The sequence below is a fragment of the Lentzea albidocapillata subsp. violacea genome, from assembly GCF_900100275.1.
Taxonomy (GTDB): Bacteria; Actinomycetota; Actinomycetes; order Mycobacteriales; family Pseudonocardiaceae; genus Lentzea; species Lentzea violacea.
In genome coordinates this window covers 1-14774 of the sequence record NZ_FNET01000037.1, presented here as the reverse complement: position 1 = coordinate 14774, position 14774 = coordinate 1, and the positions used below count along the sequence as shown (strand labels likewise).

Here is a 14774-nt window from a genome sequence, read left to right as displayed (position 1 = left end):
TGTGGACACTTCGTCGCCTGCGCCAGCGGTACGGCGTCGTCGGGTGCGTAACCGTGATGGTGACCAGCAGCGGCTGGCTCGAATTGCCGCCCGCGAGGGTGCCCGAGCCCGGCTGCTCGAGTCCGTGCAGGCCATCACCGAGCCTGTCGTGACCGCACAAGCGGCTCAGGCATTTCTGGAACAGGCGCAGGCGTGGACTGCCTGGGGTGCTCTGGCATTGCATCGCTACCTTGATCAGCATCCCGAGGCGCTGCGCGTGCCGCCGCCGGATTGTCCGTTGGTGCTGGCGCGACTCCTGTACCTGCTGGCCGCCGCAGGCCACCCGGTTACCGCACCCGCGTGCTCGATCTGCGGCCGTTCCGATCGCCTGCTGGAGTGCCGCACCCCGGACGGCCGGTGCTGCAACTGGTGCAAGCACAAGACAACAGTGCGGCCCTGCGCTCGGTGCGGGCAGGAAGCGGTCGTCGTCACCCGCCGACCGGAAGGACCGATCTGCCGGCGGTGCTATGCGGCCGACGAGGACCTGTTCGAGGAATGTGTCGAATGCGGGCGTCGTCGCCGGCCGACCAAACGACGAGCCGACGGTGCCGCCTGGTGCGAGTCCTGCGCTCCCAAACCTACTCACCAATGCATTCGGTGCCGTGATCACCGCCCGGCGGCGGCGATCACGGAGGACGGTCCGGTTTGCTACAACTGCTACCAGCGTCCGCCGCGGCGTTGCGGGGTCTGCGGCCACATCCGCCCGATCCGCATCCGCGCGGTCGGCGACCAGCCGGACCGGTGTGCCCAGTGCTACCGGCAGACCGGTCAGTGCGTGGTCTGCGGACGGGTCCGGCCGGGCAGCGGGCTCGGCGGCCGCGGCGGCGCATTTCACTGCTCCGCTTGCCGGCCCCGTCGATCCGGGCACTGTGACGACTGCGGCCAGACCGCCCAGTTGTATGGAGACTGGCCCCGTGGCTCGGTCTGCTTCCGCTGCTACTTCCACCACCTGCGCAACCCAGCCCAGTGCCCGCAATGCGCGATCGTGCGAGTCCTGGTCGGCCGCGCCGAAACCGGCGAGGACATCTGCGGACCGTGCTCGGGATCCACAGTGGACTTCACCTGCCGCACCTGCGGCCGTCCGGGGCGGCTGCACGCCGACGGCTGCTGCGCCCGCTGCGTGGTAACTCACCGCGTGCACGACCTGCTCAGCGACCACTCCAGCGTTGTGGCACACCAACTTCAGCCGCTGGCGCACGCACTGACCGCCGCACCGAACGAATACTCGGTACTGAACTGGCTCTATTACCACCCTGCCACCACGTTGCTGGCCGACCTTGCCGCCCAGCCCGCCCAGATCACCCACGCCCTGCTGGACGGCCTGGCACCCACTCGCAGCACCCGCTACGTCCGCGACGCACTCATCGCCACCGGCGCTCTGCCGCCACGGGCTGAACACCTCAACCGGCTGGAAGCCTGGGCAGACCGCACGATCGACCGCCTGCCCAAACGCCAGCAGCGAATCATCCGCCCATTCGCGGAGTGGCAGGTGATCCGCGATGCCCGCCGGCGCGCCGCCCGCAACCGATACACCGAGGGAGCCGCAGCCACCGACCGCACCGACATCCGCACCGCCATCGGGTTTCTGGACTGGCTCGACGCCAGCGCAACCACCCTCGACGCACTCACCCAAGATCAGCTCGACCACTGGCTGGACACCAACCCGACCCGACGCAGGGGTCTTGCCTCGTTCCTGCGCTGGGCGCGCCAGCGCAGACTCACGACCACGCTGGAGTTCTTGTCTAGCAAGAAGAGCATGCCGGTCCTCTTTCAAACTGAGGACCAGTACCGACGACAGCTGCGCCGCTGCCTCAACGACGGCACCCTCCCGCGCGAGGTGCGGATCATCGGCAGCCTGGTCAGGCTCTTCGGCTTGCCCATCAGCCGCATCGTCGAACTGACCGCCGATCGGTTCCACCGCGCCGACGGCGACGCGTTCCTCACCATCGGCAAACATCCGGTGCTGCTGCCACCCAAACTGGCAGCACTGATCGAGGAACACCTCGCCCACCCGCGCTACCGGTCGATGGTGCGCCCGCCGGCCGGTGACCCACCCCGATACCTGCTGCCCGCGAGTCGGCCAGGCAAGGCGCGAGGCGCCCGAGCAACGCAGAAACTCTTGCGGCAGCATGGATTGCCTACGCTTGCCGCCCGCAACACGGCGATGATTGAGGCTGTCGGCGAGCTGCCGCCGATCGTAATAGCCGACCTGTTCGGCATCCATCCCGGAACGGCACACTCCTGGGCCAAGTTCGCCCAAGCCAGCTGGACCGACTACCTCGCCGCCGACGCGGCTACCGAGCCGAACACCACCAGCAAGAGATGAACACCAGCTCGACGATCTTGGGAGTGCCCGAATAGCGCACACCTTCAATACCTACCTCTCACCAGTTTGTTGCGCGGAAAGGACTTTCGTCCGCTGCGTGGTGTGTGCTGGGTGGGTCAGGGTTGCTGGCGGCGCGGGTCGGAGTTGCGCGCCCGAACGCCGGGCTGGCCTCGGCGATCGCCGTTGGCCGGCCGTGTCTGCTCTGAGGCTGTGGCAGGACGCCGCGGAGAGCGAGTTGGGGCCTGCGGACCAGACACGGGCGTGACGCCACCCGGAGCACAGCTGCGCAAGGCGCGTCGGGCGATGCCGCGGATTTCCCGTGCGCGGCCTGGGATTGCGCGCGGGAGCGGCTGGGTGAGCATGGTGAACGGCTGCGACTCCTCCCCGTTCAGCACAAGGCGGACGGCGGCGTGGTAGACACCGAGGTGGGCCAGGTCGTGATCGGACAGCCGGGGCGCGGTGTGCCGGGACAGCTCGCGGGCGTCCTCCGGGCTCGCGTTGAAGAAGATCTTGCTGCGGGCGTTGGTGGACATGCCTTCCCGCAACTCCCGGGGAAGCTGGCCAAGATGCTGATGCGCCAGGGTCATCGCGACCCGGAAGCCCCGCGCCTCGGCGAGCATGTCCTCGATCGGGTACGGCAAGTTCAGGAAGTTATGACACTCATCGATCACCAGTGACGCGTCCTTGCGCTGGCGTTGCGGAGTGCGGGCGCGGGCGGTGGTGGCCTGCCAGGTGCGCGCGACCACCAGCGACCCGACCAGCCGGGTGGTCTCCTCGCCGAGCGAGCCTTTCGGGATGCGGACCAGGCAGATGCCGCCGTCGAGCACGGCGGTCATGTCCACTGTGGAGTATCCGCCCGCGATGGCGTCGCGGACGAACGGCCGCAGCAGGAACGCGCGCAGCTTGTTCATCAGCGGGCTGATCACCTGGCTGCGGCTGGAGTCGGTGAGTTCCTCGTACCAGGACCAGAACCCGCGCAGCACCGGGTCGGTGACCCCGGCCGTGACCCGTGACCGGAAGGCGGGATCGGCCAGCAGCTTCGGCAGGTCCGCGAGGGTCGCCACACCTTCCTGAGTTCGTAGGGTCAGGCACGCGGCGCGCATCACGTCGTCGGTGCGCGGTCCCCAGAAGGCGGAGTACACCCGGCGGAACACCGAGACGAGGTTGTCGACGGTCAGGTCGGTTTCTCCGCCGTCCAGCGGGTTGAGGCACGGCGGCCGGGACTTCGAGTCGGCGTCGAAGATGACGACGCGTTCGCCGGCCGATTTGGGCAGCCGGGAGAGCACGTCGGTGACGAGGTCGCCCTTGGGATCGATGAGCACGATCCCGCGGCCGGCTTCGGCGTCGGCCAGGATCATGTTGCCCAGCAGGGTGGATTTGCCGGAGCCGGTCGCGCCGATGACGTGCAGGTGGTGCCGTGCGTCCGGGATGCGCAGCGCGACAGCGCGTTCGTGTCCGGTGTCGGTGACCCCGATCCGCTTGGCCCCCGGTCCCGGTGTGGCGATGCCCGGTGGCGGTGCGATGGCGCGGGCTCCGGCGCGCTGGACGCCGGGGATCGCCTCGTCGGTCGGCAGGTGAGCCAGGACGGCCAGCTCTCCCACCGACAGCAGGTCGCCGTTGCCGAGACGCCGCCCGGCCAGTACGACGCCGGGGTGGCGGACGCGGTGGCGGGTGTAGTGGTTGTGCTCGGTGTAGGAAGCGAACGATGCGGCGAGTGCGTGTGCCCGGCCGCGGGCGACGTCCCGCGCCGTGCGGACCTCGGTGTCGGCTGCGTCGGTCGGCAGCAGGGTGGCGACGGCGTAGCGGATGACCGTCTCGTACTGGGAGCCGCGTTGCTTGGCGACGATGGCGCGGTTCTGTGCCGCGTACTCGAGCGAGGTCTGCGGATCTGTATGCAATGCCCCTGCGCGCGTCGAGTTCCGTGCGGACCTGGTTGTCGCGCCGGGAGTGAGCAGGTCGAGCAGGCGGCCGACCACGCGGGTGGAGCCGCCGGTGTGCACCCGGCGCGCGGAGCGGCGTGCTCGGGCGACGCGGCGGCCGGTGACCGGGCGGGCCAGGATCTGTACGCAGGCGTACTCGTCGAGGCCGAGCCCGACCGGGGCGCCGATCAACGCGCGCAGCGGGTCGGCGCCGAAGTCGGTGCGGATCGGCAGCGCCTCGGACCGGGCCAGGCGCAGTTCGCCGCCGACGACCAGCCGCCGCTGCCCGGCTTCCGGTGGTGGCAGGGGCGGCTCGGCGGGGCCGACGCGGGTGTGCGAGCCGGGCCAGGCCGCCTCGACCGCGCGTTCGACCAGGCCCGGCGGGATCGTCCCCGGCACCCATAGCCGGATGGCGACTCCGGCCTCGGAGAACACGTACTCGCATGCCACGTGTGGTTGCCCGGTGAACCAGCGGCGCCAGGCCGGGCGCAGCAGCCCGACGAGGTTGGACCACAAGGCCTCACCGCCCGCGGGATCCACCGTTGGTGGGGCGAGCACGGTGACCTGGCGGGCGTCGGCGACGAGCCTGGCGTGGCAGCGCCGCGCCCACCGGCGCCGGCCGATCACGAATCCCGCGATACCGGCCGCGAGCACCGGGGCGGCGACCGGTCCCCAGGTGAGCGCCCACTCCCGCACGTGACCCAGCAACCTGAGCAGCGCACCGCCGGGGTCGCGCAGGTAGTCCCCGAGCCACCCGTCGGTCAGACCGGTCCGCACGATTCCGTGAGCCACCAGCGGAATAGACAGCTCGGGGTGGTTGAGGGCAGCCGGTATCCAGGCAAGCATCACGGGTCCTCCCAAAGTAGGAAATGCTCGGAGACAGGACGACCAGCGTCAGGCGGCGTCGAGTTCGATGTCGTCCTCGGCACCGGACGGCCCGAACTCGTCGCCGTCGTCGGCCGCATACGCCTGCTGGTCGGCGAAGCCGAGATCGACGAAGGACTGTTCGTCATCGGACTCGCCAGCGGGGTCGGCGTCTGCGGCGTACCCGGCGAGTTCGGCCGGGTTGCTTGTGACGAGGTAGTGCTCGGTCGGCGAGGCAATGCTCTGGAAGGCGACCCGCTGGGTTCCCGCCGACAGCAAGCCCTGGCCGCGGTCCGCCGACAGCAGGAACTGGCGTTCCCCGGCCGACAGGTCGAAGGTCTGGGTGATCTCGTCGATGGCCTGGGACGCTTGCCGGAGCAGGACCTGGGTCGCCGCGTTCGCGACCACGGCTTTGCCGAGATCGTTGCCGAGCACGTCGGCGGTGTCCTGGGTCGCGACGGTCAAGCCTGCCCAGTGCTTGCGGGCGGCTTTGGCCATGCGGAACAAGAAGTCCGCTCCGGCCGGGTCTTTCATCAGCAGCCACGCCTCGTCCACGACCACCAAGCGTGGGCGGCGAATCGCGGGGTTGGACACCCGCCGCCACACCGCGTCCAGGGTGAGCAGAGTGCCGATGGCTTTCAGCTCGTCGGGCAGGTCCCGCAGGCTGAACACCACCAGATGCCCTTCCGGGGTGGTGGAGGTCGGCCCGTCGAACAGCTGCTTGAACGCCCCCTGCACATAGGGATGCAGCCGCGCGGCGAGCTCGGCGGCAGCCCGGTCGCCGGCCTGTCCCGCAGTCGCGAGCTGGTCGCGCAAGGTCCGCAACGTGGGGGAGGGGCGGGTCCAGGTACGGGCGTCAGCGGTGATCCCGGCCGACTGGTAGGTCGCGGCAATGCCCCGGTCCAGCGCGGCCCGCTCGGCGGCCTGCAACTCGCTGCCAACGAGCACGGAGATGACGGTGTGCAGGAACAGCGACCGGCGCACGAGGGCGTCGCGCGGCGCGGTCCGGCGTCCATCCGGGCGGGTGTGGATGGGCAGATCGAACGGGTTGAGCCGGACGCCCGCGGCACCGAGATGGACATACGTGCCGCCGACCGCGTGCGCGAGCCGGGCGTACTCGTCCTCAGGGTCAACGACCGCGACCTCGATACCCCGATACAGCGACCGCAGCAGCTCCAGCTTGACCAGATAGGACTTGCCCGCACCGGAGCGGCCAAGGATGACGGAGTTGTGGTTGTGCAGACCCTCGCCGAAACGGTCCCAGTGCACCAGGCCTTGCGAGCCGACGTTGTAGCCGTAGAGCACGCCGGACGGCGCGGCCACCGACGTCGGGTCGGCCGCGGGCAGGTCGGGCGAGGTGAACGGGAACGCCGCGGAGAGCGCGGAGGTGTCGAAGGTGCGGCGCATCCCGATCAGGTCCAGGCCCATCGGCAGGGTCGACACCCAGCCCTGCAGCGACCGGTAGGTGGTGTGTTTGGCGTCGAGCAGCAGGCTCGCGGATAGGGAGCGCAGCGCGGCCACCTCGTCGGCCAATGCCCGCTCGGACGGGGCATGGATCGTGAGATACAGGCCGACGCGGAACAGCTTGCCTTCACCGCGGGCGACGCGAGAACTGAGGTCGTAGGCGTCCTCGGTGGCGGCTTCGACCTGTGGGTCGTAGAGGCGGCCGTGTTCGGCGGTGTGCCGTCGGCCTGACTCGAGTTTGGCGAGCTGCTTGCGCAGCCGCGCGGAGGCGGTGGCCGGGTCGATCGGCTCGACGTGCAGCGCAACGTCCAACCGGCCGGGATAGGTCAACAGGGGTGCGAGCCAGCCGGGGTGGACCTCACGCGGGAACCCCGTGATGGCGAAGCTGGAGACCCACTCGGTGCCGACCTCCAGGTGCCGAGCGCCGACGGACAGGGCGTCCGGGGTAAACGCGGCGGCCCGGTGACTGGGGCGGCGCTGGTCGCGCCGGGAACGTGTTCGGGTGGTCATCGCACCCGCCCCCTCTCTGGGAAGTCGTCGTCTTCGTCCTCGTAGTCCCAGCCGTCGTCTTCGTCGGCTGGTTCGCGCGCGTGGGTGTCGGCCGCGCCGCGGTCGTGGGCCTGCCAGAACGGGCGGTCGTCGTCGAAGTCGCCGTCGGCCAGGTCGGTGCCGCCGGAGGTGGTGATGACGTCGTCGGCACCGGCCAGGACCGCCGACGGCGGCAACAACGTGTCCGGGTTGCACGCCGAGGCGAGCACGGAGGTGGCCTGCCCGGCATCGAGCGGGGTGACCACGATCCCGGCGGGCGCGAGCAGCTCGATCGCCTCGTTCAGGCGGCGCACCAGCCGGGACTCCGCCGCGCGCCGCGCCGCGGCGCTGGCCTGGGTGGTCTCGTCGTGCGCGCGGCGTCGGCGGGTCAGTGAGGACAGCACCGCGAGTGGGCCGGGGCCGCCGAGGCCGTCGGCCGGCGCGGCGGCGCCCATCGGCTCGCGCAGGATCAGCAGCACCTGACGGCGCAGCAGGTCGGTCTGCTCACCGAGCTGCACCAGGTAGTCGGCGTGCTCGAGCGCGGCGGCCTCCAACGCCGGGTGCGACAGCCCGCCCGCACGTGCCCGCAGCTCAGCGATCTGGCCGGACAGGTCTAGCCGTTCGGTGCGCACCAGCACCTGCACGGGCGCGGTCAGGCTGTGCAGGTAGCGGCCGAAACTGGCCACCAGGGACTCCTGCTCCGACGGTGTCCGCAGCGCGAAGTTCACCGTCGAGGCGACCGCGACGACGGCCAGACCGTCGGTACCCAGGTCCACGACGCCGGTGTCGGTCACCGCCTCGGCGGGCAACCGCAACGCCGACGGCGAGATCTGCTCGGACGCTGGCATCTTGTTCTTGGTCGCCTTGGCCGACCGGCTCTGGCTGGAGCCCGCGGTCCGGCTCTTACCGGTAGCGGCAACCTGGGCGGTCAGCCATGGCGGCGCGGGCCGGACGCCCTCGGGTGCGGCGACGCGATGGCGCGGTCCCATGCGCTGCCGGGTCGCGGCGACCAGCAGCCGGTCCATCGAGATCCCGTCGCGCTGGCCGAGCGCGATGACCGCCGCACCCACTCCGACCGGGATGGCCACCGCGAGGAACACCGGCAGCGGCACGAACGCTCGAGTGGAGGTCCACCCGGCGTAGAGCACCAGGCCGGTCACCGCGAGGATCGCTAGCTGGCGGGCGGTCAACGGGCCGACCACCTTGTCGGCCATATCGACGTCAGCGGGAATGCGCACAGAACTCACGGCGTACCTCCGGGCGTGGGTGGCGGCGGCGAGGAACGCCGCGGTCGTGTCGGAAGGTCCAGCGGGAGTCGCAGCTGTCGGCCTGCGGGTGAGGACTTTCGCGGTGGCGGTGGTGGCGGCGGTGCGGGTGTCGCGGGCGGGACGCGGCGCAAGCCGTCCAGCGGCAGCGGGTACTGCCCGGAGTGAGTCGGCCGGTTGCCCTTGTACGGGTCGAACGGCAACTCCAGCTGCCTGGCGCGCGATCGTGCCGGGGGTGGCGGTGGGGAGGGCGGGCTCGGCGGGCGCGGGACCCGGCGCACACCGTCGAGCGGCAAGCGGTACTGCCCGGAGCGGTCCGGCCGGTTACCCCGGTACGGGTCGAACGGCAGTTCCAGCTGCTTCCCGCCACGACCTCGTGCGGACGGTCCCGGCGGGGTCAGTGGTGGCGGTGTCGGCTTGACCCGCTCGACATCCAGCGGCAAGCGGTACTGGCCGTCTCGTCCGAGGACCGGTTTGTTCTCCGGCCAGCCGTCGTCCAGCGGCAGCGTCAGCTGGCGGCCGTGCCCCGCCGACGGCTTCGGCGCGGGAGCGGGCCTGGGCTTGGCGGCCGGTCGGCTGCGACGCACACCAGCCAGCGGCAGCATGTACTGCCCGTCCGCGGTGGTACGGGCGTGGGCGTAGGGGTCCGCCGAACCGCGCCCGCCACCACTACCTCCGCCGTTGCCGCCGGTCGAGCGCGGCCCGCTGTGACCGCTGCCGCCCCGGCCGCGCAGCAGGCCGAAGGTCTTGTACGCCACGAACGCGCGCACCAGCGAGCCGAGCATCGAGCGCCGGCCGCCGCCGAGCTGAACGTGGGCCATGACCCAGCTGGGAATCTTGACCAGGATCCAGATCAGGCCGCCCGTGGCTATCAGGTTGACCATGCCGTCCGGGGTCGGCCCGAACAGGGTGAAGCCGCCTTCGGCGAAGAACACCCGCAGCGCGGTGATCAACGCGAGTGACTGACCGACCTGGACGGCCAGGACGCCGAAGAAGGCGCGCCACCACCAGCGGGCGATGCCCTCGGTCTGCTCCAGGCCATGACAGACCAGGAACAGTGGCGCTCCCGCGACCAGCACCGCGGTCAGTGCGACGCGCACGACGTAGCTGCCGATCAGGGCGACGAGGAGTACGACCAGGCCGAGCCCGACCAGCACCCCGAAGAACCCGGACGAGGTGATCGAGTTCATCACCGTGTGGGTCAGCAACGCGGACAACGTCTGCGCCGCGCCACTGGGATCGACGCCCCCGCCGACGAGGGCATAGGACAGGGCGTTGGCGAGCTCGATCGCCTTCGCGGCGAGGATCAGGGACAGGTTCGCTGCCAGGAAACCGACCACGATGCGGGGCGCGGTCTGGCGGATCGTGGTGCGAGCCTGCAGCGTCTCGTAGGCCATCAGCACGATCCCGGCCACCATGATCAACAGTGCGTAGCTGGCGACCGCGATCCCACGCGAGGACTCCCACAGCTCACCGATCCGCGGCAGCTGATCCAGCGTCGGCGTGGCCAGCAGCGTCTGAGCCACCAGCCGCAACAGCGAGTTCAACGCGGCGACAACCAGCGCCCAGAAGAAGCTGTTGATGCCATCCGCCATGCACGCGCCGATGTCGGTGATGCCGCACTCCCCGCTGGGCGGACTGAGCGGTGACAGGGGTGCCGGTGGTGTGCTCGGCGCCGTCGTGCTCGGCGTGCTCGGGGCCGGGGCGGGTGAGGTGGTGCTCGCGGGGGCGTGAGGTCGTGTGCTCGGCGACGGGGCGGGCGGGCACGGTGTCGACGACGAGCCGGGCGGCGGGCACGGCGTAGGTGTGACCGGGCTCGGTTGCGCCACCGCCACCGCGGCGGTACCGCCCAGGATCGCCAGCAACACGACCGTGAACAACCACAGAGCGCGCCGCCGCAGAATGCCGCGTCGATCGTCGGGAGGCCCGGCGTGGCCCGCGTGCGTCACACGCGGGCCATGGCCCGCCGGGCGGCGAGCGGCGCGCCGCGTGGAGGTGGTCGCAGACATCGCCTACGCCCCCACAATGCCTTTGAGCACGCTGACAACCAGCGGGGCGAGCGCGGCCAGGCCGTAGCCGATCGCGGCGGCCTTGAAGCAGTCCTTGGCCTTCTCGTGCTCGCCAGGGTCACCGCCGGCCATCACCCGGCGCACGCCGCCGATGGTGAAGATCACCGTCGCGAGCAGGGCGAGGATGCCCATGATCCAGTTGCGGATGTTGGTCAGGACCTGATCCACCGACTGCACCTGAGCCAGCACCGTGACGCTCTCCGCGTGCGCGGCCGAGACAGGCACGCACAGCACCGCAACGGCCACGCCGACCAGCACCACGAACGTGCGCCGCGGGCAGGCCAGGTCGCCCGCCACCCCAGACATCCGAGGTGTAAGTGTCGCGGCGGTGCGCGACCGCGAGGGCTGGGAACGCGGGCGCCGGGCCGGGCGAGCCGCCTGGAGAGGCTGGGTAACGGGTCCGCGGCGAGGGCGGCTGTCGCCACCGCGGTGGCGCGGTGAGCGGCGAATGAGGGAACAGGTCAGGCGCATCGCGGCACTCCCGGGGTCGTGCCCGCAGGCCGCCGGATGGTGTCGGCGGGCCGGGTGGGCGAGGTGGTGTGCGCGGGAGTGGCTGCTTCTTTCCCGCAGCCCTCGACTCCGGATTTCGGGGTCCTTTTTGACACGTCGCCCCGAACTTTCTTCGACGACTTCCCACCTGCTGCGGTCACTGTGTGTGCCTGACCGGATGGAGGTGTCGAGCGGCGCCTCGTCTGGCGGGCGGCGGCGATGACGGTCGCCGCGTGGATCGCCTGGACCTCCACCGCGCCTTCGCCGCGTTCACCGGCGTCGTCGTGCGCGGCCTGCTCGCGCAACCAGGCGACCAGCCGCCGCTCGGCGCGAACGCGGACGTGCGCGAGGGTGTCGTAACTGACGCCCCAGTCCGCGGCGGCCTGGGCGAGGGTGTACTCCGGCTCCAACCGGGTGGCGCCGATCAGCTCGGCCTGCTCGCCGGTGATGACTCCCTCGGCCACCGCGCGGGCGAGCACGAAGTCCTCGTGTCCACACAATGGGCGCGGCTCGCTGGAGCGGAACGCTTCCTCCGACGGCATCGGACGCTCCAGCGCCTCCCGGATGAACAGGTGCCCCGCGCGCAACGCAGCGCAGCGCAGCCGCCACATCACCCACGGCCGGGCAAGGTCGATCGTCGCCAGCTCCGACAGAAACCCGGTCAGCAGCGCGGCGTGGATGTCGTGGTGGTCGTCCACGAAGGACTTGCACAACTCGGCGGCGATGCTGAACAGCGCGGGCAGCGCGACCCCGACGCACGCCACCGTCGCGGCGCCGCCCTTGTCGCGGGAGCGCGTAACCAGGTGTACCCAGACCGGGTCCACGGTCGACATCGGCAGGTCCGCGTCCAGCAGCAGATCCCGCAACTCGTCCAGGGGCAGCCGACGCCGGGGCAGACCCGGGAAACGCCAGCCGTCGACCCCGGCCGGGCGCGGTCCGGTGACCAGCCATTCGAATGCCGTCCGCGCGGCGTCCAAGGGCAGGGAATCACGCCCAAGGGGAACGCAGTTCAATACATGACGCGAGTCCATAACCCGGCTCCTTGTGTGATCGGAGAACAACGACCACACAAGGACGCCAAATCAAGTCCACCAAAACGCCACCAGACCGCCACCAAATGTCCACCAAAACGCCACCGATGATCTTCGGTGATCATCCCGGGCCGCCACCAAGATCATCGGGAGTCCACATGGTAGTCCGCCTCAAGATCAATTCATGATCATCGGTAGTAGCCAGTGAGCTGCCGTGACGATGCCTTGGTGGCGTTGCGGTGGCGATCCGGTGGCGGCCCCGAAGGCTTGGTCGCGCTATCTGACTCGCGCCGCTAGCTGAGTCCAAGAAATCCGCGGAGATTCTCGACAACTTTTCGCGGAGAACTTTCCAGGCTCTCGCCGGCGCGTACATGTGCGTGTGAGCCTTCTGTGTTCCCCAGTCGGGAGCCAGGGAGAAGTTTTTGAAGAAAGTCGGGTGTGGGCTGTCAAAAAACAGCGCGGATTTCGGAGTTGCGAAGTGTACGAGAGAGCGCCGCATGGCGCGCCGCACCTCCGAGGCATTGCGAGGAACTCATGCCCCAGCCCGAGCACAGCGCACGCCGTTCCCGGCCGCAGGGTCCGACGCGACGCGACGACTCCACCCGCCCGGCGACCAGCCGTTCCGGCGCAGGCTCCGGCGCCGAGCGCCGCCCCTATCCGACCGCTCCGTCCACCACCAGGATCAGCCCCGCCACACCCGGCTCGCCCACGGCTCGCGCCCGGTCACGCGGCTCGGCAGCGGCATCGACCCCGGCGACGGTGTGGACGGCCGGCCCGGCGCCGATCGACCTCGACACGGCGTGGCCGGCACCGTTCATCGAGAAGATCGTCGACGCGTTCAGCGAGCCCGGCGGACGGGTCACGCTGCTGTCCTGGCCGACCGCGCAATCGTCCTCTGACGACCGTCCGCGACTGACGCCGGTCTTCTCCGGCGCGGTGCTCGAGCACATCCCCGCAGCCGAGTCAGACGACGCGCTGGCCGACGCGCTCGCCGCCGTCGAGGAGCTCGGCCGGAGCGGTCGCGTGGTGCGTGTCGCGGCGGACCCGACCACTACCGGTCCGGGGGCACGACCGTTCTGGGCCGGTCTTGTCGGCGACGCCGACCCCCAGGTAGCGACCGTCGTCCCGCCCTCACACTCGAGCATCAGCCACGAGTTCCCGGACGGTGTCCAGGACGCTGCGGACACCGACTTGGTCATCACGAGCCTGCGTCTCGAGCACGGCGGCGACCGGTTCAGCGACCTGGTGGCGCTGGTCGCGGCCCGGCTGCTGCGGGTCGGCGGCATCCTCGTCGTGCTCACTCACTGTGACTGGCTGGCGGGTGAGTTGATCGACCCGACTGGAGCGGTCGTGGCCTCGGCGCAGAACGCCGACCTGCTCTACCTGCAGCACATCGTGGCGCTGCACGCCCCGGTGCGCGGCGGCCGGTTCGCCGACGACTCTCTCGCCGATTCCGACGGCCCGGCGGCCGAGAACGGGGCCCGGGCCCGGCATCGTGCGTCCGTGCGCGGGCTGCCCGAACCCCATCGGCGCATCCACTCCGACGTCCTGGTCTTCGCCCAGCCGCACGACCACGAGCCGCCTCTTCTGAGCCCGGCCGATGCGGCACGCGAGAGCGGAGTCATCCGATGACCAGCGCGCAGTTCCCGAACCCCGCCCAGCCCGCACACCGCCGTACGGAAGGCACGCCCGTGGCCGACGACCGCGTCCCGCACGCCCTGCCCGACACCCCTGCCACGCCAGTTCCGCCTCGCGCGGACGACCCTGCCCAGTACGTCCCGCGCGCCGTCCCCGGCGACCCTGGCGGCGCCTTCAGCAGGGCATCCGAGCGGGCCACCGACGGCTCGGTGCAGGAGCCTGCGGTGTCGGTGTGGACGACTGCGCAGACCTCTCCTGCGGCACAGCGCAAGGGCCGCTACGTCGCCGAGTCGACCGCGCACCCGGCCAAGATGCTCCCGGCTGTGGCTGCCCATGCCATCGCCCACTACACCCAGCCGGGCGATCTGGTGCTCGACCCGATGTGCGGGATCGGCACCACCCTGGTCGAAGCTGTGCACGCCGGGCGTCGCGCGGCCGGCATCGAGTACGAACCGCACTGGGTCGACGTCGCCCGCGCCAATCTCGTGCTCGCCCACCACGCCGGTGTGGCGCACGAGGGCCGGGTGTTTCACGGCGACGCCCGCCAGATCGCCTCACTGCTGCCGCCGGAGTACCTCGGTCAGGCCGCGCTCGTGGTCACCTCACCGCCGTACGGTCCGTCCACGCACGGACAGGTCGCGGTCGCACCGGGCAAAGGCATCCAGAAGTACCACCACCTCTACGGCAACACCCTCGACCGCGGCAACCTCGCCAATATCGGCCACCACCGGCTGTTGTCCGGCTTCACCCGCATCCTCGCCGGACTGGTGCCGTTCCTGCGGCCCGGCGGGCACATCGCCATCACCATCCGGCCGTGGCGCGAACACGCCGAGCTGATCGACCTGCCCTCGCAGATCCTCGCCTGCGGTCTGCACGCCGGTCTGATCCCCGTGGAGCGTTGCGTCGCGCTGTTGGCGCGCGCGGCCGAGCACGATCTCGTGCCGAGGGGCTCGTTCTTCCAGCGTGATTTCATCCGCAAGCAGCGCGAAGCCGGACTGCCGTTGCACCTCATCGCCCATGAGGACGTTCTGGTGTTCCGGACACCGTTGAACTCCTTGAGTTCACGAAAACTGAAGCAACTTCAGCGGGAACCCAAGTGGTCATCGGCCTCATTGTCGGGGTTGGACACTGGGGTTCGCAAC

General features: G+C 70.6%; 10 protein-coding genes. 4 read left to right on the top strand and 6 right to left on the bottom strand.

Annotation, left to right across the window (positions count from 1 at the left end; all coding sequences use genetic code 11):
- Nucleotide 1 precedes the first annotated feature (1 nt).
- A complete protein-coding gene (locus BLR21_RS39855) occupies nt 2–2365 on the top strand; it encodes a hypothetical protein (RefSeq protein WP_218131114.1) in 2364 nt (787 codons plus the stop codon).
- Nucleotides 2366–2481: 116 nt separating this feature from the next.
- Here BLR21_RS39855 and BLR21_RS39850 read toward each other — a convergent pair whose 3' ends face one another.
- From BLR21_RS39850 to BLR21_RS44300, 4 genes are read right to left on the bottom strand one after another with little or no spacing between them, the layout of a single operon-like run.
- Nucleotides 2482–5130 carry a type IV secretory system conjugative DNA transfer family protein gene (locus tag BLR21_RS39850; protein ID WP_090015202.1) on the bottom strand — a complete coding sequence of 883 codons (2649 nt, stop codon included), beginning with the start codon at nt 5128–5130 and terminating at the stop codon, nt 2482–2484.
- Between the two features lie 48 nt (nt 5131–5178).
- On the bottom strand, nt 5179–7122 hold the full coding sequence (locus tag BLR21_RS39845) for a VirB4 family type IV secretion system protein (RefSeq protein WP_090015161.1): 1944 nt from the start codon (nt 7120–7122) through the stop codon (nt 5179–5181).
- Nucleotides 7119–8354 carry a PrgI family protein gene (locus BLR21_RS39840; protein WP_420843938.1) on the bottom strand — a complete coding sequence of 412 codons (1236 nt, stop codon included), beginning with the start codon at nt 8352–8354 and terminating at the stop codon, nt 7119–7121. Before BLR21_RS39840 ends, BLR21_RS39845 begins: the two co-directional genes overlap by 4 nt.
- 29 nt (nt 8355–8383) lie before the next feature.
- On the bottom strand, nt 8384–10000 hold the full coding sequence (locus tag BLR21_RS44300; RefSeq protein ID WP_090015157.1) for a TrbL/VirB6 family protein: 1617 nt from the start codon (nt 9998–10000) through the stop codon (nt 8384–8386).
- Between BLR21_RS44300 and BLR21_RS43025 the strand changes: the two genes are divergently transcribed.
- Nucleotides 9987–10139, top strand: coding sequence for a hypothetical protein (locus BLR21_RS43025; RefSeq protein ID WP_176930022.1), 153 nt, complete (start codon nt 9987–9989; stop codon nt 10137–10139). The genes BLR21_RS44300 and BLR21_RS43025 overlap by 14 nt on opposite strands.
- A 278-nt stretch (nt 10140–10417) precedes the next feature.
- Here BLR21_RS43025 and BLR21_RS39830 read toward each other — a convergent pair whose 3' ends face one another.
- On the bottom strand, nt 10418–10771 hold the full coding sequence (locus tag BLR21_RS39830) for a pilin (RefSeq protein ID WP_256335235.1): 354 nt from the start codon (nt 10769–10771) through the stop codon (nt 10418–10420).
- A gap of 164 nt (nt 10772–10935) precedes the next feature.
- Nucleotides 10936–11994, bottom strand: a complete 1059-nt coding sequence (locus BLR21_RS39825; RefSeq protein WP_090015153.1) for a hypothetical protein — start codon at nt 11992–11994, stop codon at nt 10936–10938.
- A 534-nt stretch (nt 11995–12528) separates the two neighbouring features.
- Between BLR21_RS39825 and BLR21_RS39820 the strand changes: the two genes are divergently transcribed.
- Nucleotides 12529–13626, top strand: coding sequence for a hypothetical protein (locus BLR21_RS39820; protein ID WP_256335234.1), 1098 nt, complete (start codon nt 12529–12531; stop codon nt 13624–13626).
- The coding region (locus BLR21_RS39815; protein ID WP_176930021.1) for a TRM11 family SAM-dependent methyltransferase at nt 13623–14774 on the top strand (1152 nt) is incomplete at its 3' end. The genes BLR21_RS39820 and BLR21_RS39815, both read left to right, overlap by 4 nt.